Origin of the sequence: Collinsella sp. AF23-4AC (genome assembly GCF_003462685.1) — a bacterium.
GTDB lineage: Bacteria > Actinomycetota > Coriobacteriia > Coriobacteriales > Coriobacteriaceae > Collinsella.
This window is the reverse complement of the sequence record NZ_QRVE01000006.1, coordinates 68,257-89,333: the sequence shown is the minus strand read 5'-3', so window position 1 is coordinate 89,333 and position 21,077 is coordinate 68,257. Positions and strand designations below refer to the sequence as shown.

Sequence of the window (21,077 nt, the reverse complement as noted above, 5' to 3'; positions counted from 1 at the left end):
CCGCCGGCGACATCTAATGCGCAATGGGCTGGCTCTGGGTATTCAGAACCAGCCCATTTTGATGTTCGATGAGCCGAGTCGGCGTCTCTCACAAAAGTAACTAGGAGCTAGCGAGGCCTATCCGAATTGACCTTATTAGCGGTGTCGTTTTCGAGCGCCGTGCGGCGGGCACTGTAGGCGACAAGGCCGGCACCAGCTGCGGCGAGTGCAGCAGCGGCTGCCGTAAGGGGAGCGTTGACATCGCCCGTGCCGGCGAGCGCGCCCGCTTTTCCGGAGCGCTTGTTAGTGTCGTGGTCCTTGCCACTGCCGGAGCTGCTTCCGCCGGAGCCACCTCCACTCGAGCCGCCATCGCCATCAATCGTCATCGGGGCGTCGTGAAGTCCTGTCGTATCCGCGCTGTCGCAGACGCCGACCTGAACTTCTGAGCGCTCGCATGCCGCGTCGGGCACATGAAGCTCGTGCAGTACGGCACCCAGCGCCGAGTTTGCGCCCGGTCGAATTTCCTCGAGCGTTACGGGATCGAGCGCCACCAGATTACGCGCCTTCGCATATAGCGTTACGCGTTTGCCCACCTCGTCGCTCCAGCTCTCGGGGATGGCGAAGCTCATGCGGAACTGTGCCGTGCAACCCGGTGCCAGCACGGCGTTGCCGTTGTCGGCTACCAGCGGGTGCGTCGCAAAACGTGCGCCCAGCGTCTCGAGTGCGTACTTCACGTGTGCCATGTCGTTGGCCGAAGCGTCCTCGGCAAGCTCCGGATCGTAGATCGATGCCATACGTGCGTTCACTCCGAATCCGATGGATGCGCTGGAGAACGGCTGGCTGGAGCCCTCTCGGTACAGATCGATCGTGCCGGCGGTCAGCAAGGTGTTGCCGTCGTTTCGCACCGTGACCATGAAGGATTCGCCTGCTGCTCCGGGCACCACCGCGCCCGAGGTGGCGACCGCCCCCGTCGGAGTGGCGCACGCCACCAAGGGCACTTCGATGCCGTGTAGCTCTGCCTCGCTCTTCTCTGCGCTCACAATGTGCGTGGCGAGCGTGGAGAGCATGCCTCCCGACGTCAAAAATGTCGTTATCTGATCGACGGGATGGTCCAGTTCGCACATCACGAACGGCTCCGTGAACAGATCGCCTGCCAAGGTGCTGGCGAAGATGCGGAAGTGCTTGCCCATCACTGCTACCGGGTTGCCTTCTTCGTCGTAGGTTTGTCCCACCTTGCCATCGGTGTTCTCTACATAGAGCACGCACCTGCCGTTGTTGCTTACGCTAAACGATGCCGGGCCACAGCCTGCGGCACCCACGGGCTGCGTTGCAAATGCCGATGCGCCTCGCGTCCAAGTAATATGCTGCAGTTGCTCGTTGACGGTTGCCAAAAAGCCCGAATGTTGTGGCCACGGCACCGCACGGGGTACTGTGGCATCTGGTGACATAACGCCCCAGCCCGCAATGGACTGGCCGATCACGGCGTACGATGCGCAGCCGCAGCCGTCTGCGGTCTCGTACGCAACGGGCACCACCATTTTGCCGTTGATAGTTTCGGGTTCGCCCAGCTCGATACTCGACGGTGCTTGCGGAAAGCGGAGAACTTGGCGGAACGTCAGGCTGTCGCCCGAAACGTCCGACCACAGGGTAAAGCACTCCAGCGCAACCTCAGCCTCGCTGCCGAGCGCCTTTTCTGCGGTGGTTCCGTGGCGGTGGAGGTAGGCACCCGACAGGCGCCCGTCGACCAGCGTCTTGCCCACCGTGATACGCGGGCACTGCAGGCAATGGTGGCCATCCTCTTGCAGGCGGCCGCGCGAGATGCTGCGCCATGACGTATGCGACACCACGCGTATCTCGTCATTACTTATGCGCAGGCGCACGACGGACAGTATGCCGGCTGTGCTTGCCGTATCGAAAAGGGTGTTGTCGCCGTCGGGGCGCTCGCCGGAGACCAGCAGCACGTAGGCGTCCTGGTTTCCCCTCCCGTCCGTATATTCCACCACGTCGAAGTCGTAATCGTATATGCCGTCGCGCTCCACGTCGCCCTCGCCAAACCCAAGGGGAAAGTCCACGGGCGTGGGGGCGGACCACGTGCCGTTTGCCCTTGTGTGCACCACCAGGCGCGAGCGGCCATTGTCGCCGTAGCACACCGAGGCGATACGGAACAGGCATTCTACGCCGGCAATCATTGTCAGCTTCATGTGGGCTTCGCTGAGCACGCCAGCAAACAGCACGTTGTCGCTCGAGGGCTTGATACCGCCACGCTCGTCCTCCGACACGCCGGCAGAATTGGCGTTGGGGTCCGCAACGGCGTTCGTTGCCTGACCGATGTAGGTGTACTCATACATCGGCGCGGCATTTTCGTCGTTTTCTATCAGTGCATGGACGAAATGCTCGATCTGTCCCGTGTCGTCGCTTTCTGCATCCGCCTCGAGCTCAATGCGCGTGACCGCTTGATTCCAATCGCGTACGACAGACGCGACGTTTACGGCAGTGGCCTTAACCTCGGCGCGTGCGAGCAGCTCGGCGTTGGTGACAATGGTGGCCGATGCGATAAACTGCGGCACACCACCTGCCTCGGCGTTGCCGGCCGAGCCGAAGCAGGCATCCAGCGTATAAGGCGTATCCCCACCCAATGCAAGCTCAGAGCGCTGGAGTACATACTGGTCGCCGTTGTTCACCGACATATTCCACGAATCGAGGAGTGTGGGCCACGATCCCGACCAAGCTTTGGTGGTCCACTTGAACATTACGAACTGGAGTATCACATCGACATCGACGTCTGCACCTACGCGCAGTCGCGGAAGCTGGTGTCCATCCGCCTTCTCGTATCCAATGAACAGCGTGAGGGATGCGGCGCCACGCACGGCGGACGAAGCGACGCCTGCAACGCCGGCTCCAAAGGTGACGGCAAGTCCGATCTGGATGGTGAACGAGCCCGACGTGTTGGAATAGTCGAGCGAAATGTTCTTGAAAAACGCCGCGCCGCTACCGTGCGTGTGGGCGCCCACGGCGAGCGCCAGCTTCGCTAGCACCCAGGGGTTGACGTTTAGGAAAAACGGCACTGGTCCTAGGGTAAACTGCTCGGTCCAATTGAGGTCGGTTCTTACCTGGAAGAGGGCCTTAATATTGCCGTATGCAGGGTCGTTGTTATCACCCCAGGTTTTGCCCACCCAGTCGTAGGCGAGCGATCCGTACAGCTGCGTGGCGATATCCATCGTAAACAGCAGTGTGCAGTGATGGCGAAGCAGTTTGGTGTTCCTTGGATCGGTGCCCGAACCGGCGCTCATGCTCTTGTACTGATTCCACTTCCCCTCCATCTCGTCGAGGTAGCGGTTTGCCTGCTTGGCGCCCGACTCACGCGGTGACTTCTTCCAGTACTCCGGATCCGGATTGCCCGAATCGTTCATATAGCTGGCTGGTTTGTATCCTCCGCCAAACAGTACGTACCCGGCAAACGAGAAATCGAACAGAATGGGGAACGAGGGCATCCAGCAGGTGAACTTGTTGCCGCCGATGCCGGGAAACGCCGCTGGGAAATCAAACGGAGTGATCTCTTGGTCCATAGTGGTGGGAATGATGGTGGTCGAGCCCGATTCCGACTTTGCGGCCGGCGCGGTGACAACGGCCATAGGGGATGAGAGCGTGTAGGTTTTGCCCTGATAGTCGAGGACAAAGCGCAGCTTGCACCCTTCTTCCAGAAGGCCCGATGCCGCATTGAGGAACTTGTCTTCGAGTGTGAACGTTGCCAGATTATCCGAACCCGATGCGCTGGCCTTGATCTGACCGATCTGCGTGACGGTTTCGGGTGAGCTGCCCGCGGCAGGCGTCACTTTGTTGACGTGCAGCGTTGCCTGTCCGCCCTGCGGCAGATGAGCCTGTACAGTGAAGGCGTGCGTGTCGGGCTGCTCGTTTGCCGCGTCGTCCGCTGGCATTGCCATAAACGTGGCGTCGGCGTACTGGATGTCCCATTCGTCGAACGTGAGCTGTCGAAAGTACGGCTCGCCATCGGAGAGCGGACGTGTGGGTGCGGTAATGGCGGTGCCGCCTTGGACACGCGCGAGGGGAATCTCGACATCGCGGTAGCCCGCCATGCTAATGGAGATGCCGCCGTTAAAGTCGTACGCGTCGAGAAGCGTCGCCTCGTCTACGTAGCCTTCCGAAAGCGGCGCGACCTCAAAAATGGCCGTGCCTTCGTCATCGGTCGTGGCGGCGAGCTGCTTGCCTGCGGCGTAGCGGGACGTGAGCGTGACCTGTGCTCCCTTGATGGGCGTATTCTTGTTGGCGACGTCGACCACGACCACACCGAACATGGTGCGCGAGAGAACGAGCACCCTGAAGGGGTCTTCTTCGTCGGCATAGGCCGCGGTGGGCGCGAACGGCAGCAGGAAGGCATTTTCGCTTCCCGGCACGCGAGGCAACATAATGCTCGCTAGCGAGGACGCTCCGGCGACAAGTAACGAACGGCGATCAAGCATCTTGGGCTCCCATCCCGCAAATATCGGTGGAAATAATCCAATTTTGCGAGAAGGCGCCCTGTGGCGGTAGTGCCGTTCAAGGGTCAAAATGTCCAAATTGATCGAGCGAAGCGCCGGGTTCCGGAACGCGTTCGATGCGCTTGGCAGTCCGGTCGCTAACGTAACATATGCGCGACCAGCTCGGCGCGTGTGCCGATGCCAAGCTTTGCGTATACGCCGGATAGGCGGTTTTTAACGGTGCCCGGCGATACTCCCATATGGCGTGCGATTTCGGCGTTGGTCCACCCACGACAGGCGAGCATGGCCATGGTGAATTCCGTGGTCGTTAGATCGTCGGCCACGTCCTCGCCCGAATCGGGGTTGTGGATGCGCCGCCAGCCGTAGCTGAAGCGGTACGTGATCTCGATGATGCACGCGAAGTCGTCAGGGCATTGCGTTTTTAGGCACGCCTCGATGAGCCCCTGTAAAAGGCCGTGGTGCTCGCCAATGAGCTCGATAAGGCCGTCGGGACGCGCAATGTTCCAAGCAGCTCCGAAGTGCGTTTTTGCGGCGTCGATGTCCTTGAGGCTCATGCATGCCATGGAAGCTACCAGGTGAAGGAACAGTTCCGAGATCGGATAGCTTCCCTGTTTCATGATCAGGGCGTTTTCCGCCATGCCCAGACTGCGGCCATATTCGCCGCGCAGGTACAGGGCATGCGCCATCACGTAGCTGGCGAACAGGCGTAGGCCTTCGGGCAGATGCGCCGCAAGCGGATAAAACTCTTCGGCGGAATACGGGGAAGGCAAGTGCAGCAGGACGCTCGCGGCCGAGGCGAACAGGATATGCGTGGCGTGGACGGCGGGCGATTCCTCGTCAACCGGCGTATCGAGGATGCCAGCAAGGCACCGGCGGGCGTCGGCGATACGGTTGAGCGACAGGCTGGCGTATCCGCAGATAAAGCATGCGGAATAGCGCAGCGCGGGATCGGTGGCGTCAAGATAGGGGCGCGCCGTCTTGGCAGCGAGGGTGGCCTGTCCGCGAAAGTACAGCGCTTCTGCCGTGGCAATGGCGCGTGAATCGGGGTCGGAAATGCCTGCAACCGCAGCGTCAATCTGCCCCGGCACAAAGGCAGTGCACATTAACGGCATGGGAACGCATGGGTAGCCATCGCAGTCCATCTTCCATCTCCCAACAGCTGGCAACAATAGCAGCAATTGTACTCCTGTTGCTCGGGACCCCTTTTGTTTTACTGTTCGGGTAACGCTGCGGATCGTTTTGGAAGGCTTACGAGCATAGTGGTCCCGTTCTCGGAACTTGTTTCGACCTCTACCGTGCCACCGTGAAGCGCTGCAATCTCCCAAACGAGCGCTAGTCCGAGTCCTGCGCCGCCGTATGCCCTGCTGCGGGATTTGTCTAGGCGAAAGAACGGTTGGAAGATGCTCTCTTGGTACTGCTTGGGTATTCCCAGGCCCTGGTCCTCGACTCGCAGGAACACGCGGCTGTTGTTGTCGCAGATGGAGACGTTGACAGTCGAGCCGGGGCGGCTGTAACGGATGGCATTTTCGACCAGGTTAAACACCAGCCGATAGAGGAGCGTGTCGCTCCCGATTACTAAAGCGTCTCCAGCACAATTGAGGGCTATGCCCTTATTTTCGGCAAGTGGCGCAAGGTCGGTGAGGACCTCTTCGGACAAGGGACCAAGTTCCACATCGTCCTCGCAAGGAACGCTGCAGAGCTCACTCATCTCGAGCAACACCTTGGTCATTCGAGACATGCGCTCGGTTTGTTCTTGTAGCAGGCCGAGTAGCTCGGCTGTTTCGGGTTGCAAACCGGAGTGCTCGGAGATGAATAGTTCAATCTGTGCTTGCATAAGGGCGAGCGGGGTGCGCAGCTCGTGTGCGGCGTTGCCGGTAAACTGACGCTGTGCAGAGAACCCTTCGCCAAGACGGGCGATCATGTCGTTGAAAGAGGCGCTGCATCGTTGTAGCTCGGTGGGCACATCTTCACTGAGTCTGATTTCGCTTAGGTTGTCAGGCTGCACACGCTCAACCTGGGCGGCAAAAGCCCGTAGCGGTTTAAGCGCACGGCCGCTCACAAAGTATGCCAGCACGCCGCCAAGGAGTGTGACTCCAGCCGTGATGCACCAGGTTGTCGTGCCAAAAGACTCCTGTGCGTCGTTTACGACGATCGTGACCTTGTCATCGAGGGCAGCTTTCGTTGGGTCGAACGCCTGGGGCGAATCCGCGCCGGTTGCGTTAAAGGCCGAGATGTCACTGCCGATGGCATCCATGTAGCGCATGCCCGTATAGCCGACCAGGCAGTTCGTCAGCACGCATGCCGCACACGTCAGCAGTGCCGTCATGATCGTTATACGCCATTGCAGCGAAAGCCCTTTCATTCTCCATCCTCCATAACGTAGCCTTCGCCGATTCGGTTGCGGATGGGGTCGTATCCCAAAGCGCCGCGCAGTTTTTTGCGCAGCGACGAGATATGAACGCGGGTTGCGTTGCTAAAGCTGTTCACGCTGCTATCCCAAACGTGCTCGATAAGCTCCTCTTGACTTACCGGACGTCCCTGATTAAGCATCAGGTATTCCAAAATTCCCGTTTCCTTGCGCGTAAGAGATAAAGCCTCGCTGTTCACGGAAGCGATGCGCGCCTTGGTGTCAAAGCGGAGCTTTCCGCAGGTTAAAATTATGTCGCTTTGTGTAAAGCGTCTGAGGGTAAGGCTGCGAATTCTTGCCGCAAGCTCGTCCAGATGAAACGGCTTGGTGAGGTAATCGTTGGCGCCGGCATCGAGTCCGGCGACTTTATCGGATACTTCGCCACGTGCGGACAGAATCAGTACCTTGGTCTCGCAGTCAGTTTTCCTAAGTTCCCTGAGTACGGTCATGCCGTCGATACGGGGAAGGTTGAGGTCGAGTACCACGAGGTCGAAGGCCTCAACGTCCAGTAGGTCGAGCGCCTCCTGTCCGTCGTGACAGCAGTCGACACTGTACGCCAAGTTTCGCAAGCTGCGCGCGATTGCATCGCACAGTGCTCGCTCGTCTTCGACGATCAAAATACGCATAACAGTCTCCTTGCACATTCCAAATCGCGCTTAACACGGATTTTATAGTCGATATGGTCCAATGGTCGCGTAACGAAAGGAGTGGTCAGGTTGTTCAAAGCGGTAAAACCCGTGGTACAGGTCGCTTTGTTGATCGTCGGAATTGCCATGGTGTGCTTTGGCGTTATGCGTGGCGAGGCGGATGCCGTGCTGGCCAAAGCGATTAGGCTGTGCTTGGAGTGTATCGGAATTGGATAAAAGAGAAAACACTGCGTCGCATGTTTTGGCCCGATTTCGCGGATTCATCCAGGCGGCGGCGACGCTCATCACCAACATTCACCTGCCAAACTTTGCCAAAGGCGGCATCTATCAGGGCGCGGGAAAAACAGTCTGCGTACCTGGACTTAATTGCTATTCGTGCCCCGCGGCATCGGGTGCGTGCCCCATCGGGTCGTTCCAGTCGGTGGTGGGTTCATCCAAGTTCAACTTTTCTTACTACGTCACCGGTACGCTCATTTTGCTCGGCGTGCTGCTGGGACGCTTTGTATGCGGCTTTCTATGCCCGTTTGGCTGGCTGCAGGAGCTGCTTCATAAGATTCCCGGCAAAAAGTTCTCCACGAAAAAGCTCAAGCCGCTCACGTACATCAAGTACGTCGTGCTGCTGTTTGCCGTGGTGCTGCTGCCCGTCTTGGTGGTTAACGACGTGGGTATGGGCGACCCGTTCTTTTGTAAGTACATCTGTCCGCAGGGCGTACTCGAGGGCGCCATTCCGCTGGCCATTGCCAACGCCGGCATTCGATCTGCGTTGGGACATCTCTTTACTTGGAAACTTGCCGTTCTCATTGCCGTGGTAGTGCTGAGCGTTTTGTTCTATCGCCCCTTCTGCAAATGGATTTGTCCACTCGGCGCATTCTATGCGCTCATGAATAGGGTGTCCCTACTGGGGATTCGGGTTGACGCATGCAAATGTGTCTCGTGCGGCAAGTGCTCAAAGGTTTGTCAGATGGACGTTGATGTGGTCCGCGCGCCCAATCATGCCGAATGTATCCGGTGCGGAAAGTGCATCGGGGCCTGTCCCATCGACGCCATCAGCTATCGCTATGGCCTGGATGTGTCGGCGGAAAAGCTTCCCTTGACCGCCGATAAAAAGTAAACAAGCTTCGACAAAACGGAGGAATGACCATGAAGCTTTCTAAGATTGCGGCCCTGTTTATGGTGCCGGTATTGGCCTTGTGCCTTGTGGCATGTTCGGCGCCCGGTGGCAATGCGAGCGAATCTGCGAGCTCCGATCCTAAGATCGCAGAACTCACTGCGCAGGAGCCGACCAATGCCGACGAGGCCGCCGAGCTGTATGCGAAGCTCATGAAAAAGGAGAACGATATCCTTTCGAGTGATAACGCGCTGTGGGAAAAGGTATTCAATGCGGCAAATAAAGACTCGGCAATGATTGAGGATGGCAGCAATTACGGCGATTTTCTGCTCAAGACCATCGACGGCGCCAAGGATGAGTTCACGGCGGATGAGCTTAAGACACTCAAGGCCGGTGCGCAGCAGATCAAGGAGATCGAGGACAAGCTCGAGAGCCTGGAGAAGGAGTTTCCCGGCTGTGGAAGCACGCCGAGTGCAGGCGAGAGCGTCGACGCTTCGGCCGCTGGCATGACGGCTGGTGCCAATGCTTCGAGCGAGGCGACGAAGTTCCCCAGCTTTACGGGCAAGGATCTGGATGGCAACGACGTGAACAGTGACGAGCTGTTCTCTAAGAACAGGGTCACCGTCATGAACTTCTGGTTCACTACTTGCAAGCCGTGCGTGGGCGAGCTGGGCGATCTTGAGAAACTGAATCAGGAGCTTGCCGAGAAGGGCGGCCAGGTCGTGGGCGTCAATTCCTTTACGCTCGATGGCAACAAGGGCGAGATTGCAGATGCCAAGGACGTGCTGAACAAGAAGGGCGTGACATATAAGAACATCTGGTTCAAGTCGGATAGCGAGGCCGGTAAGTTTACGTCAAATTTGTTCTCGTTCCCGACAACGTATGTCATCGATCAGAATGGCAACATCGTAGGGGATCCAATCGTGGGAGCCATCAGCTCCGCCGAGCAGCGCGCAGCACTCGACAAGCTTATCGACCAGGCGATTGCGAATAGCGAGCAGTAGAAAACGCGTAAAGCATAACGAGGATCGTGGGCCGCTGTGCGAAGTAGTCCGCTACCTTTCAAGATAAGCTCCACCATATAGAGGTCCCGCTCGGGACCTCTTCTTTTGGGCGCCGTCCCGTTCGTTTTTTGGCGTGGTTCGTTACATTCCTCACTGGCGCCGGCAAAAAATGGGGATAGAGTAGGACAAACGCGTCGAATACGAACGGCGGAGGAGAGCGGGCAGGGTGCCTGCGCAGGAGAGGTTGCCGTCCATGCTGGAGCTCAAAGGTATTTGCAAAAGATACGTTACGCAGTCGTTTACGCAGGTGGCGCTCGACAACGTGAGCCTGTCTTTTCGGGATAACGAGTTCGTGGCCATTCTGGGTCCCTCGGGTTCGGGTAAAACTACGATGCTCAACGTCATCGGCGGACTCGATCATTTCGATTCCGGCGACCTGCTGATCGACGGCATCTCGACCAAGGACTTCAGCGACCGCGATTGGGATGCCTACAGAAACAATCGCATCGGCTTTGTGTTCCAGAGCTACAACCTCATTCCGCATCAGACCATTTTGGAAAACGTTGAGCTGGCGCTGACGCTCACGGGTGTGGGCCATGCCGAGCGCCGCCAGCGTGCGCGCGAGGCGTTGGAGAAAGTCGGCCTGGGCGAGCACATGAACAAGCGCCCGAGCCAGCTTTCGGGTGGACAGATGCAGCGCGTGGCGATTGCCCGTGCCCTGATCAACGACCCCGAGATCGTGCTGGCAGACGAGCCGACCGGCGCCTTGGATTCTACGACGTCCGTGCAGGTCATGGACTTGCTCAAGGACGTGGCGCGCGACCGCCTGGTCATCATGGTCACGCATAATCCCGAGTTGGCGTACCAATATGCCACGCGCATCGTCAACCTGGCGGACGGCAAGATCACCGACGATTCCGGCCCCTTTGATGTAGCAAAGGCCGCGCGTCGCGAGGCTAAGCCCACGCGCAAAACCTCGATGAGCTTTATGACGGCGCTGGGGCTTTCTGCCCGAAACCTCATGACCAAAAAGGGCCGTACGGCCATGACTGCCTTTGCGGGCTCGATTGGCATTATCGGTATCGCGGCGATTCTGGCGCTGTCCAACGGCGTAAACGGCTACATCAAAAAGGTCGAGGAGGATACGCTCTCGAGCTACCCGCTCACCATTTCCAAGCAGGATTACGACCTGTCGTCCATGATGGGCGGACAAGGGGCCACGGATGACGATGCGTCCAAGAACGAGGGTTCGTCCGACGACAGTGCCGGCGGCAAGGCTAAGGGAACCGATAAGATCCCTGTGGTCATGGCCGTAAAAGATATGTTTGCAAGTGTTAAGTCCAACGACATGACGAGTTTTAAGGCATGGCTCGATGCCGGTGGCGATGGCATCGATAAAGAAGTCAATGCCATCCAGTACGGCTACGGTGTATCGCCGGTAGTCTATCGTGCCGGTAAGGGAGACGAGAAGCCCGTGCGTCTGGTGCCCAATGCCATGACCGAGGCCATGAGCGGCGGCGCGAGTTCGGCGGCGACGGTGAGCATGGATTCCATGGGAACCTCGGTCTTTAACGAGATGATCGACGACCAGAGCCTGCTCGACAGCCAGTACGATGTCGTCGCCGGTCATTGGCCTACGTCTGCTAACGAAGCCGTGATGGTGCTTTCTAGCCGTGGCACGGTGGGCGATTACACGCTCTACAGCATCGGTGCGCTGGATATCGATGAGCTCAACGACCTGGTTAATAGTGCCATGGCGGCCGACGGCAAGGTCGAAACGCCCGAGACTGGCACCGATTTTACCTACGACGATGCGCTGTCCACGACGTTTAAGGTGCTGTCGCCGGCCGATGCCTATCGCAAAAACGAAGAGACCGGCATGTGGACTGACATGTCTGGCGACGCCGACTTTATGGCAGCCAAGGTTGCCGACGGTATTGACGTGCGTATTGTGGGCGTGGTGCGACCTAACGAGACGGCCAATGCGAGCGCGTTGTCTCCGGGTATTGCCTATACGCATGCACTGACTCGTCAGCTTATGGAACGCGCCGCCGATTCGCAGATTGTGCAGGAGCAGCTTGCTCACCCCGAGACGGATGTCTTTACGGGCAAGTCTTTCGATGAACTGCAGGGCGAGGCCAAGCAAGGCGTGGATCTGGGCAGCATGTTCAGTGTGGACGAGGCGGCGCTCAAGAGCGCGTTCTCGTTCGATACATCTGCGCTCTCGGGTGCAGCCGGCGGTATGGACCTTTCTGGCATCGATCTGTCGGGGCTGGACATCGACCTTTCGGGCGTTGGCAAGGACATCGACTTCAGCGACATCATGGCAAAAGCGCCAACCCCAGATTTCTCGGGTATCTTTGACGGTCTGGAACTCACGCCCGAGCAAATGCAGCAGGTGGGAATACTTGCCAACCAACTGTTTGAGGGCTTTTTGCAGTCTGATCAGTTTAAGGCGCTGTCGCCCGAAGATCTTAAGGACGCATCAAAGCTCGCTGCCGCATTCTCGGCGTATCTTGAGCATGATGCCGCGGCGCAGCAATGCCTGGCTCAATTGAAGGCGCTCGGCGGCGATGCCCTGGCAGAGCGTCTCCAGCAGGCGATGACCGACTATGTGCAAAAACAGCTGGCTCCGTATCTGCAGCAGGCTATGGATCAGGTGATGAAGACAATCAGCGAGCAGATCGCGATGACGGTATCGGCCCAGCTCAAGATGGGTGCGGCGGGACTTATGGACCAAATGGCGACGCAGATGTCTTCGAGTTTTGCCAACTTGGCGAGCGCCATGCGCGTGGATGCGAGCGCCTTTGCTCGTGCCATCCACTTCAACATGGACGCCGAGGACCTGAGCTCGCTCATGATGAGCTATGCCAAGGCTTCGAAGCTCACCTACGACAACAATCTGACCACGTTGGGCTATGCGGATGAGGCAGACCCCATCTCGGTTAAGATTTTCCCGCGCGACTTTGAGGCCAAGGAGCGCGTACTCGATCACATCGATGCGTACAACAAGCAGGTCAAAGCCGCTGGCCATGATGATCGGGTAATTTCGTACACCGACTACATGGGCATCATCATGGGTTCGGTGACCGACATCGTGAACACCATCAGCTTGGTGCTCATTGCATTCGTGAGCATCAGCCTGGTCGTGAGCTCCATCATGATCGGCATCATCACGTACATTAGCGTGCTGGAGCGCAAAAAGGAGATTGGCATCCTGCGCGCGATCGGCGCGTCGAAGCGCAACGTGGCCAACGTATTCAATGCCGAGACATGTATCGAGGGCCTCATTGCCGGCGTCTTTGCTATTGTCGTCGTGGTGGCCGTGAGCTTCCCGGTCAATGCTTGGGCGCTTGCTGCCAAACAGGTCCCCAATCTGATGAGCCTGCCCGTGCAGGATGCGCTGGTGCTCATTGCAATTTCGGTGCTGCTGACGGTCGTTGCCGGTCTGCTGCCGGCCCGAAGCGCATCCAAAAAAGACCCCGTCGAAGCCCTGCGCTCCGAATAATGTGACAAAGGGACAAAGGGACTGTCCCTTTGTCCCTTTGCGCCTAACTCGTTTTGCCCATCAACGTGATACGGATGCTTGGATGGGTGTGCTCGTTAAACTCGTCCTCGGGCTCCGTGTCAAATGAGTAATACGTTTTGACGGGGTCGTCGCTCGTCCTGATGGAGATCCTCTCGTAGAGCGAACCGTTCAAAAAAGTCTGCCTAAACTCTTCGGGGAGCTTTTGCGGTGCTAGGAGCTCGGGATTCACGGTCTTGACGTCTACGGTTTGGACGACAGAGGAAAGCTCGTCCAAGTCGAGCTCGACGCGGGCGAGGTTGTCCTCAAGGCTCGCGTCGGGGTCGATCTCCGCTATGTAACTCACTTCCTTGAGCGTTCCCTTGTTATCGAAATCCAGGTACGTATAGGTCTTCTGGGTATCGGAGTCGCCGTCGTGCAAGTAGCCGCGGACGTGATAGCCGTAATCTTGATATCGCTCGTAGGGGTCATCGGCGGACACGTACTCGCATGCGGGCTCTAGCGCCTTGCGGGCGATGGCAATCTGCTCGGCCGCGGCCGCAGCGTTCTCTTGCATCTCGATGTTTCCCTGCGCCAGCTGCGGGATATAGGCACCGCACACGATTACGAGGGGCAGCACCACAAGTGCGATAATCCACTTTTTTGCACGGGGGATAGGCACGCCACAGGCCTCTGCCATGGCCTTTGCGTTGGCGAAGCTCTCGGTAAGCACGTCTGCTGCGGTGGCAACGGCGCCTACGGCTGCGGCGACTTCTGCCGCGCCGCCCAGGTTGCGCGCTGTCTCGTTGTCGCTGTTCTTGAGTAGGCGCGCGGCAGCCTGCGTACCGATAACGCCTGCAATTTGTGCCGAGCGGTCTTTCTCGGACTGCTCGACGACGAGTCGGTGCTGCATTTCTTTCCACTGCTTGCCGCGCATGCCAAAGCGCGGCGCGAGCGCGCAGTAGCAGAAGATAACGAGCTCGACGGCGGTGAGCACCAGGGCGGCCATCATGCCCGTCTCCTGGAAGCCTTCGTGATGGAAGACGATGTCGTCAACCATTTCGAAGGGAATGATCGAAAATGGCAGCACGAACGCCATGACAAGCGCCGCACCGGCAACCTTGGGACAGATGCAGTATCGCTGGATGCGTTTCTGCTCTTGTTCGGTGAGCTGCCGCATGATCCCCTCGATTCTCGTCGCTTTCCGTCTGTGGCACGCGTGTGTCCCTGAGTATAAATGAGTAACAGGGCGTTTGTTCTTTGTGTCCGGTAGCCGGTACTTAAGCAGGGGAGTGGCTGGGGCTTAACATGGGCTTCTGGGTGGCCAACGGCGTGGTGCTTATCATCGTCGTTATTATGAACGTCGTCTTTTGGAGCATGAAGCCACTTCCGAAGGACGAATAACATGCATGGGATCGCTTGCGTTGCTGTGCCAAAATAAACACTCGAGTGATTTGCAGATGTGACAAAGGGACAGTCCCTTTGTCACATTGAATTGAGAGTGGATGTTGATGTATTTATCGCTGGCCCCTATGGAGGGCATTACCGGGCATGTGTTTCGTCGCGTGCATGCGGAGTGCTTCGGCGCGCTCGATTGTTATTACACGCCGTTTTTGCCGCCGCCGCGGGTGGGCAACCGCTTTGGCGGCAAGGCGTTTAAAGAGGTCGACCCTGCCAATAACCAGGGGCTTAACGTGGTGCCCCAGCTGATGTCCAAGAATGCGGACGAGTTTGTGTGGGCGGCGCAGGTGCTTGCCGATATGGGGTACCGCGAGGTCAACCTCAACCTTGGTTGCCCCTCGGGTACGGTTGTCGCGAAGGGTAAGGGTTCGGGCTTTCTGCGCAACCTGGATGAGCTCGAGGTGTTTTTGAGCGACGTGTGCGAACGCTCGCCCTTGCCGGTATCCGTCAAGACCAGGTTGGGGTTGGAGAGCGATGACGAGTATGAGCGTGTGCTCGACCTCTATTGCCGTATGCCGCTGGCAGAGCTGATTGTGCATCCGCGCGTGCAAAAGGACCGCTATACGGGCACGCCGCGCAAGGAGTTCTATGGCGAAACGCTGGAGCGTGCGCCGTTTCCGGTCGCCTATAACGGTGACATTTTTGATCTTGAGGATATGGATGCGCTGGTGGAGGCCTATCCCGGCACGCGCCATGTAATGCTGGGGCGCGGCTTGCTTGCGAACCCCGCGCTGGCTCGCATGGTTAAGGGCGGCCCTGCCGCCACGGCTGCCGAGTTGCAGCGCTTCCATGACACACTGTTTGCGGCCTATGCGGACGAGATTGGGGGCAACGCGGTCTTTCGCATGAAGGAGTGGTGGTTCTATGCCAAATGCGCCTTTGCCGATCCCGCGACTGTTCACAAGCTCGTACGTAAGACCAAAAAGGTCGATGAATACCGCGCCGCTGTTGAGCGCGTCTTTCGTGAACAGCCGCTTGCGCCCGCTGCCCGCTTTTGCGGCTAAATGATCCCTTGGGGACGGAGGAGAACGGATCGCTTGTGCCGGGCCCATGCAAAAAGCTGTACGTCAGCATCCAAAGATGTCGAAAAATGTCGACTTTGGATGCTGACGTACATGTTTGGATTCGGTGGGGGCTAGGCAATCATTGCATCGAGCGTGATGAGCTCCCTGAGTCGCTCCGTGCGTGTTTGCCCATGGCGCCTTGCCTTCTCGTCAAACGCTTCAAGAACCGATTCACCCACACGTGCCGATAAAACAGCGCTTGGCTCATTAGAGATCGACGGCCTTCCCAGCTTGATAGTGCGACCCTTCGGCCACTCATCTTTTTCGTATGCCTCTGCGGCTTTCTCCAACTCTCCGGGGGCAAACCCCATCATCTTTTCGAGCTGCTTAGCGTCCATAGCGCCTCCTATCGATCGATTCCGATTTCCCTGAGCACCTTGCGCGTAGGAGGGACAAGGGCGTGGTAAATGATGTAGCCATCTCGATTGGGACAATAGCGAGCGATGAGCTCCATGAGACGGCTTCTTCCATCAAGTCCAACGAGAACGTAATCGATACCTCCATTTTCAAGATCACGCCTGAACCATGCGAACGCGGAGTTCCAGGTGCATGTAATATCCGTCTCCGTCAGCCCGTGCTTGAGGGCGTGGGGGTGGATTGCGATGAGCTCCATATGGACCTCTCTTTATGTATACAGTTTTGTAGACAAAAATACAAGCAGGTAATACGGTTAAGCAGCCTGTTTTTGCTAGCAGCCCATTGGGGATTCCAGATTGGGAACAGGCGGGTTGATGAATTCGTCTGGAAGCTGGATGGGGTGTTCGCCTCGCATGACGCGGCTATAGCTTTGGTTCAGGCTCCTTCTCATGAATATTTCTGCTTGTTTTGCTTCGTCTGGATGGATGTCCGCCTCTTGCCGTGGCATATCGAGTGGAAAATCTTCTATGATCTCCTTGTACCCTGGATCCGAGATTCCTGCGATGCAGTCGATCCAGAGAAAAGGTTGATACAGCCTTGCGCCCGCGACGACGGCAAATAGATCCCCGGCTTTTATAATCGGTTTCTCGTTGGGTTTGATGTCGCTAAGGGGTCGAGACCCCGTGAAGGTGTTGTCACGGTAAAGGTCGACCTTGGCTTTGGCTCCGCAAACACATACGAGGTATTCTAAGGTTTGGAGTTCTTCGGATTCTGCAATGGCCTTCTCTATGCCGGCGATTTCTGCCAGGCAGTTTACTCGAATCAGTGATTCCTGGTATCCCATGTCTAATTCCTCTCGTATTGCTCAAAATTAAGTGACCGACTGCCTTTTTCGTTGATGCCCTGCGTGTGGTACTAGTGCGTCGGTGAACTCGTCTTCATCAGTCTTCGACGGCGAGACCAACTCAATTCATGACACGGTGTGTCGAGAATTAGGAACGCCTGATAGAAGAGCCCGTATTGTCCTCATATGCCTCGACCATCGTCGAGTTGGTGGCGCGTTCAACGTGGGAACGAGCGTGTTCGAGGACGTCTCTGGCAGACGCACAGACGTATTCTTCGTCTGATGGCGCGGGCTCGATGAGATTTTGGCCTGATAATTGTTTTGCCATAACGATGCACTCCTGTGTGACTCACGGATAACGGAAACGTTTGATTGTGAGCGCCGTTCTTTGCTGGCGACGACGAACAGGAGCGCAGCCTGTCTGAGATGGGCGAGTGCGGTAACCACCGATCTTACTTACCGAGCCCGCTCCAGCGTGTCATTGGGGACCTCCGCAGGAGCTCTCGACTCATCTCATGCCTTGAAGCGAGTATAGCATAGAGGGCAAACATATGTTCTATAAATTTGATAACTAGTCATAAGGTAGTCATTTAAGGACGTCCCCAATGACTACCTGTGCCGGGCTCATGCAAAAAGCTGTACGTCAGCATCCAAAGATGTCGAAAAATGTCGACTTTGGATGCTGACGTACATGTTTGGGTCGTATGGGTTGGGGCGAGTCGGTCGCAACGCGAGTGCTAGAGCAGGTTCTTCTGTGCCCACGCGATGATGTCGTTCGATTCGTAGAGTGGTTTGCCGTCGATGAACAGGCAGGGAACCTGGCGTTTTCCGCCGATGGCGATGAGCGTCTGCTCGGCCTCGGTATCGGTCGAGATATTGCGCTCGGGGATGGTCACACCGTTATCGGCAAGGAATCGCTTGACTTTTATGCAATACGGGCAGCCGGTCATAACGTACAGCGTGAGCTCATGATTAGTAGCCATGGGTCTCCAATCGGTTGCGGTTTTGATTGAAATACCCAAAGCCGCCGCGGTCTATGCGCGAGCCAGCGACGATTCGATGGCCTGGACCAGAAACGCCGTGGCTCCGGTGCCGCAGGGCTTGTCGTAGTAGTCAACAAAGCGCTGGTCGGCAAGATAGACGTGGGCGAGGCCCAGGTACGCCTCGTCTTGGGGCTCGCATCCCCAGTTAAGGGCAATCCATCGACGATGCATCGCGACAAGCTTGTGAGCCTCGCTTCCATCCGGTTCGCCGTCGACCATGGCAATCGAGAGCTGACCCAGAATGGCGCGTTCAAGTTCTTTCATGTCGTTCCATGTCTGAGGATCCATGTCCAGTAACGTCTCGTTTGCTGCATCGATAGCCTCATCGCCATAGCGCGCCCGCGCTTCGGCGCCGTAGCGCTCCTCGTTTTCCTGCACGGTGCGCCAGCGCTCCAGTTGCGGCAGGACGGCGCCCATGAGCGAGACGGCTTCGTCGAGCGACATGCCGGTGTTTTGCGCCAGCCGCGGGGCGCAATCCTCGATCATCGCCTCCATGGTGGTGTCGTAGGTGTACTTGCCGTGGTCGTAGCACCACTTGCAGTAATGGTCGGTTGTGGCGCCCGTGGCATCGGTGCCACAGTCGTCGGGCGTGAGCACCATGCCGCAGCTCTGACAATAGTGCTCGGGCATTTCGAGCAGGTGGGACAGAGGCTCGCCGGTCACGGCGGCGATGAGCTTCATCATGTCGATACCCGGGGTGACTTCGCCGCGCTCCCAACGGCTGACGGCTTGGCGTGTGACGAAGAGCTTGGCGGCGAGCTGCTCCTGAGTAAGGTGATGGGCACGACGGACGGCGATGAGCTTTTCTGCGAAGGCCATAACGGCTCCTTTCTGCTGATTGATGGCTTAAGCATACGCGGCAGCCGGCACCCTTCCAAGCAACCGTTGGTTGCATGCAGATGGCGATGAGAGAGAATCGCAGCCTGCGCCCCACGCCTCCATGCCGTACAATGACCGGCATGGAACCTATTGCACGCATACATACCGACCTGCCGCAGAAGTTCGGCATTCCGCGCAACAGCTTTTTGGCGCCCCATCTGCAGGGGCGCATCGTCTTTGAGCCGGAATTTGCCTCCAACGCAGCAGTTGAGGGTCTGGATTCCTTCTCTCACCTATGGCTGCTGTGGCGTTTTGAAAACGGCACGCCCGGCGGCACGGCTAAGGACATAGCTGCCGATGCCAAGTCGCAGGACAGGTCCGGCACCAACGCAAAATGGTCGAAAACCGTGCGCCCGCCGCGTCTGGGCGGAGCCGAGCGCGTGGGTGTATTTGCCACACGCAGTCCGTTTCGCCCTAATCCCATCGGTCTTACCTGTGTCAAGCTCGATCGTGTCGAGCTCACCGATGATGGCCCGATCATCCATGTGCTGGGGGCCGATCTGCGCGACGGCACGCCCATCTACGACATTAAGCCCTACATTCCGTTTGCGGATTGCCATCCAGATGCGACCGGCGGCTGGATTGAGGATGCTCCGTGGCAAGAGCTCGATATCGAGTTCCCGCAAGCGCTGCAAGATATGGTCCCGCCCTCAAAGCTCCCCGGCTTGGTCGAGGTCCTTCGCCAAGATCCGCGCCGCGCGGGCAGCAAACACGAGCCAAACCGCGTTTACCACTTGGCTTACGCCGGGTTCGACATATCGTTTACGGTCGATGAAACCCAGCTAACCGTAGTCGCCGTCAACGACGCGCAAGACTAACCAGCCATTCGTCCGCACCCGTCAAATTAAGCGCCAAACTCCGTGCCAAAACCGCCCACGCTGGTGGACAATAACGCCTACCAAAACAATCACTTTGCACGGGGGCTCAGCATGAAATACGACTTTAGCTCGCTTATCGACCGCCACGGCATGGACTCCATCGCCGTTGATTCTTGGGGTGAGATCCCCGGCATGGCTCCGAACGCGCCCGACGAGGGCTTCGACCGCATCCCCATGTGGGTGGCGGACATGAACTTTGCCACGGTGCCCACGGTCCAGGAGCACATCATTCAGCGCGCCCAGCATCCCATGTTTGGCTATTTCGATCCTCGCCCCGAGTACTTCGACCGCATCATCGAATGGCAGAGCCGCCGTAATGGCGTTAAGGGCCTGCTCCCGGAGCATATCGGCTACGAGAACGGCGTGCTGGGCGGCGTCGTGTCGACCCTGCGCGCGTATGTCCAGCCGGGCGATGCGGTGCTGGTCCACAGCCCGACCTACATCGGCTTTACCAAGTCCATCGAAGCCGCGGGCTATCGCATTGTCCACAGCCCGCTTAAGCTCGACGACCAGGGCGTGTGGCGCATGGACTTTGAGGACATGGAGCGCAAGCTCACCCAAAACCACGTCCATGCCGCGGTGTTCTGCTCGCCGCATAACCCCTGCGGCCGCGTATGGGAGCGCGATGAGATTGAGCGCGCCATGGACATCTATCGCCAGCACGGTTGCGTGGTGATCTCGGACGAGATCTGGTCCGACATCATCTTGCCCGGTCACAAGCATATCCCGACGCAGTCGGTGAGCGAGGATGCCCGCATGCGCACGGTCGCCCTCTATGCGCCGAGCAAGACGTTTAACCTGGCGGGCCTGGTCGGCAGCTACCACATCATCTATAACGAGACGCTGCGCGACCGCGTGTGCGCCGTGTCCAATAAGACCCACTACAACGAGATGAATGTCCTTTCGATGCACGCGCTTATCGGTGCCTACCAGCCGCAGGGCTACGAGTGGCTCGATGAGCTCAACGAGGTTATCGAGGGCAACATTGACTACTTCTGCGATTACGTGGACGAGCATTTTGAGGGTGTGTCCTATTCACGTCCGCAGGGCACGTACATGGTGTTTCTGGACTGCACCGAGTGGTGCCGAGAGCATGGCCGCGATATTCAGTGGTTGCTCGACGAGGGGGCGCGCGTGGGCGTGGGGTATCAGGACGGCCGCCCGTTCCACGGACCCTGCCACATTCGCGTGAATCTGGCGCTGCCGCTTTCGCGCGTAAGGGAGGCGTGCGACCGCCTGGACCACTACGTTTTTAATGCACGGTAAGTGAGCACTGCATGCGGGGCCTTCTGCCAAGTCGGCTGGAAGGCCCCGCATGGTAAAACGTCTGTAACCATTGGGCACTCGTGTGGTTTTGTTTGCTATTATTTTCAACCATTTCAGTCTGTAAACAGGATTGTCTGGA

Annotated in this window: 17 protein-coding genes; 7 read left to right on the top strand and 10 right to left on the bottom strand. The window is 57.9% G+C overall.

The genetic code is table 11. The features are described 5' to 3' along the window. Positions 1 to 107 precede the first annotated feature (107 nt). From DWY05_RS05200 to DWY05_RS05185, 4 genes are all read right to left on the bottom strand, one after another. Positions 108 to 4,457: a hypothetical protein gene (locus tag DWY05_RS05200; RefSeq protein ID WP_117820833.1), complete on the bottom strand. Its 4,350-nt coding sequence runs from the start codon at positions 4,455 to 4,457 to the stop codon at positions 108 to 110. Positions 4,458 to 4,612: 155 nt separating this feature from the next. After that, positions 4,613 to 5,617 carry a helix-turn-helix transcriptional regulator gene (locus DWY05_RS05195; RefSeq protein ID WP_117820834.1) on the bottom strand — a complete coding sequence of 335 codons (1,005 nt, stop codon included), beginning with the start codon at positions 5,615 to 5,617 and terminating at the stop codon, positions 4,613 to 4,615. Positions 5,618 to 5,685: 68 nt separating this feature from the next. Next, on the bottom strand, positions 5,686 to 6,837 hold the full coding sequence (locus tag DWY05_RS05190) for an ATP-binding protein (RefSeq protein WP_117820835.1): 1,152 nt from the start codon (positions 6,835 to 6,837) through the stop codon (positions 5,686 to 5,688). After that, positions 6,834 to 7,508 (bottom strand): response regulator transcription factor, encoded by a 675-nt coding sequence (locus tag DWY05_RS05185; RefSeq protein ID WP_233504000.1) that lies wholly within the window; start codon positions 7,506 to 7,508, stop codon positions 6,834 to 6,836. Before DWY05_RS05185 ends, DWY05_RS05190 begins: the two co-directional genes overlap by 4 nt. Positions 7,509 to 7,598: 90 nt before the next feature. Here DWY05_RS05185 and DWY05_RS10250 point away from each other — a divergent pair, with 90 nt between their 5' ends. The 4 genes from DWY05_RS10250 (at position 7,599) to DWY05_RS05165 (ending at position 13,149) form a co-directional block, all read left to right on the top strand. Continuing rightward, positions 7,599 to 7,745 carry a CD1871A family CXXC motif-containing protein gene (locus tag DWY05_RS10250; protein WP_040219972.1) on the top strand — a complete coding sequence of 49 codons (147 nt, stop codon included), beginning with the start codon at positions 7,599 to 7,601 and terminating at the stop codon, positions 7,743 to 7,745. Beyond that, positions 7,738 to 8,640 (top strand): 4Fe-4S binding protein, encoded by a 903-nt coding sequence (locus DWY05_RS05175; RefSeq protein ID WP_117820837.1) that lies wholly within the window; start codon positions 7,738 to 7,740, stop codon positions 8,638 to 8,640. The genes DWY05_RS10250 and DWY05_RS05175 overlap by 8 nt, the downstream gene beginning before the upstream one ends. A 29-nt stretch (positions 8,641 to 8,669) precedes the next feature. Then, positions 8,670 to 9,641 (top strand): TlpA disulfide reductase family protein, encoded by a 972-nt coding sequence (locus DWY05_RS05170; RefSeq protein WP_117820838.1) that lies wholly within the window; start codon positions 8,670 to 8,672, stop codon positions 9,639 to 9,641. Between the two features lie 253 nt (positions 9,642 to 9,894). Beyond that, the gene (locus DWY05_RS05165) at positions 9,895 to 13,149 is read left to right on the top strand and encodes an ABC transporter ATP-binding protein/permease (RefSeq protein ID WP_117820839.1); all 3,255 of its coding nucleotides are present in this window, start codon (positions 9,895 to 9,897) and stop codon (positions 13,147 to 13,149) included. A 43-nt stretch (positions 13,150 to 13,192) separates the two neighbouring features. Here DWY05_RS05165 and DWY05_RS05160 read toward each other — a convergent pair whose 3' ends face one another. Continuing rightward, positions 13,193 to 14,326, bottom strand: coding sequence for a hypothetical protein (locus DWY05_RS05160; protein ID WP_117820840.1), 1,134 nt, complete (start codon positions 14,324 to 14,326; stop codon positions 13,193 to 13,195). A 325-nt stretch (positions 14,327 to 14,651) separates the two neighbouring features. Here DWY05_RS05160 and DWY05_RS05155 point away from each other — a divergent pair, with 325 nt between their 5' ends. Further along, positions 14,652 to 15,611, top strand: coding sequence for a tRNA-dihydrouridine synthase (locus DWY05_RS05155; RefSeq protein ID WP_233504001.1), 960 nt, complete (start codon positions 14,652 to 14,654; stop codon positions 15,609 to 15,611). A gap of 131 nt (positions 15,612 to 15,742) precedes the next feature. Here DWY05_RS05155 and DWY05_RS05150 read toward each other — a convergent pair whose 3' ends face one another. From DWY05_RS05150 to DWY05_RS09940, 5 genes are all read right to left on the bottom strand, one after another. Then, positions 15,743 to 16,009 (bottom strand): ribbon-helix-helix protein, CopG family, encoded by a 267-nt coding sequence (locus tag DWY05_RS05150; protein WP_117820841.1) that lies wholly within the window; start codon positions 16,007 to 16,009, stop codon positions 15,743 to 15,745. A gap of 8 nt (positions 16,010 to 16,017) precedes the next feature. Beyond that, positions 16,018 to 16,284 (bottom strand): hypothetical protein, encoded by a 267-nt coding sequence (locus DWY05_RS05145; protein WP_117820842.1) that lies wholly within the window; start codon positions 16,282 to 16,284, stop codon positions 16,018 to 16,020. 75 nt (positions 16,285 to 16,359) lie between these two features. Next, positions 16,360 to 16,872 (bottom strand): hypothetical protein, encoded by a 513-nt coding sequence (locus tag DWY05_RS05140; protein WP_117820843.1) that lies wholly within the window; start codon positions 16,870 to 16,872, stop codon positions 16,360 to 16,362. A gap of 737 nt (positions 16,873 to 17,609) precedes the next feature. After that, complete coding sequence (locus DWY05_RS05135) at positions 17,610 to 17,855, bottom strand: glutaredoxin (RefSeq protein WP_117820844.1); 246 nt, start codon at positions 17,853 to 17,855, stop codon at positions 17,610 to 17,612. Between the two features lie 51 nt (positions 17,856 to 17,906). Continuing rightward, entirely contained in the window at positions 17,907 to 18,734 is an 828-nt protein-coding gene (locus tag DWY05_RS09940) for a TipAS antibiotic-recognition domain-containing protein (RefSeq protein ID WP_117820845.1), read from the bottom strand. A gap of 140 nt (positions 18,735 to 18,874) precedes the next feature. On the opposite strand from DWY05_RS09940, the gene DWY05_RS05125 reads away from it, so the two are divergent. Together DWY05_RS05125 and DWY05_RS05120 are read left to right on the top strand one after the other, a co-directional pair. Continuing rightward, positions 18,875 to 19,612, top strand: coding sequence for a tRNA (N6-threonylcarbamoyladenosine(37)-N6)-methyltransferase TrmO (locus DWY05_RS05125; RefSeq protein ID WP_233504002.1), 738 nt, complete (start codon positions 18,875 to 18,877; stop codon positions 19,610 to 19,612). Positions 19,613 to 19,723: 111 nt separating this feature from the next. After that, positions 19,724 to 20,938, top strand: a complete 1,215-nt coding sequence (locus tag DWY05_RS05120) for a MalY/PatB family protein (protein ID WP_117820847.1) — start codon at positions 19,724 to 19,726, stop codon at positions 20,936 to 20,938. Positions 20,939 to 21,077 lie beyond the last annotated feature (139 nt).

Coding starts and splice junctions, on each gene's coding strand:
- DWY05_RS05155 (WP_233504001.1), top strand. CDS start 14,652: ATGTTGATGTATTTATCGCTGGCCCCTATGGAGGGCATTACCGGGCAT.
- DWY05_RS05160 (WP_117820840.1), bottom strand. CDS start 14,326: ATGCGGCAGCTCACCGAACAAGAGCAGAAACGCATCCAGCGATACTGC.
- DWY05_RS05170 (WP_117820838.1), top strand. CDS start 8,670: ATGAAGCTTTCTAAGATTGCGGCCCTGTTTATGGTGCCGGTATTGGCC.
- DWY05_RS05140 (WP_117820843.1), bottom strand. CDS start 16,872: ATGGGATACCAGGAATCACTGATTCGAGTAAACTGCCTGGCAGAAATC.
- DWY05_RS05195 (WP_117820834.1), bottom strand. CDS start 5,617: ATGGACTGCGATGGCTACCCATGCGTTCCCATGCCGTTAATGTGCACT.
- DWY05_RS05185 (WP_233504000.1), bottom strand. CDS start 7,508: ATGCGTATTTTGATCGTCGAAGACGAGCGAGCACTGTGCGATGCAATC.
- DWY05_RS05190 (WP_117820835.1), bottom strand. CDS start 6,837: ATGAAAGGGCTTTCGCTGCAATGGCGTATAACGATCATGACGGCACTG.
- DWY05_RS05200 (WP_117820833.1), bottom strand. CDS start 4,457: ATGCTTGATCGCCGTTCGTTACTTGTCGCCGGAGCGTCCTCGCTAGCG.
- DWY05_RS09940 (WP_117820845.1), bottom strand. CDS start 18,734: ATGGCCTTCGCAGAAAAGCTCATCGCCGTCCGTCGTGCCCATCACCTT.
- DWY05_RS05135 (WP_117820844.1), bottom strand. CDS start 17,855: ATGGCTACTAATCATGAGCTCACGCTGTACGTTATGACCGGCTGCCCG.
- DWY05_RS05120 (WP_117820847.1), top strand. CDS start 19,724: ATGAAATACGACTTTAGCTCGCTTATCGACCGCCACGGCATGGACTCC.
- DWY05_RS05145 (WP_117820842.1), bottom strand. CDS start 16,284: ATGGAGCTCATCGCAATCCACCCCCACGCCCTCAAGCACGGGCTGACG.
- DWY05_RS05150 (WP_117820841.1), bottom strand. CDS start 16,009: ATGGACGCTAAGCAGCTCGAAAAGATGATGGGGTTTGCCCCCGGAGAG.
- DWY05_RS05125 (WP_233504002.1), top strand. CDS start 18,875: ATGGAACCTATTGCACGCATACATACCGACCTGCCGCAGAAGTTCGGC.
- DWY05_RS05165 (WP_117820839.1), top strand. CDS start 9,895: ATGCTGGAGCTCAAAGGTATTTGCAAAAGATACGTTACGCAGTCGTTT.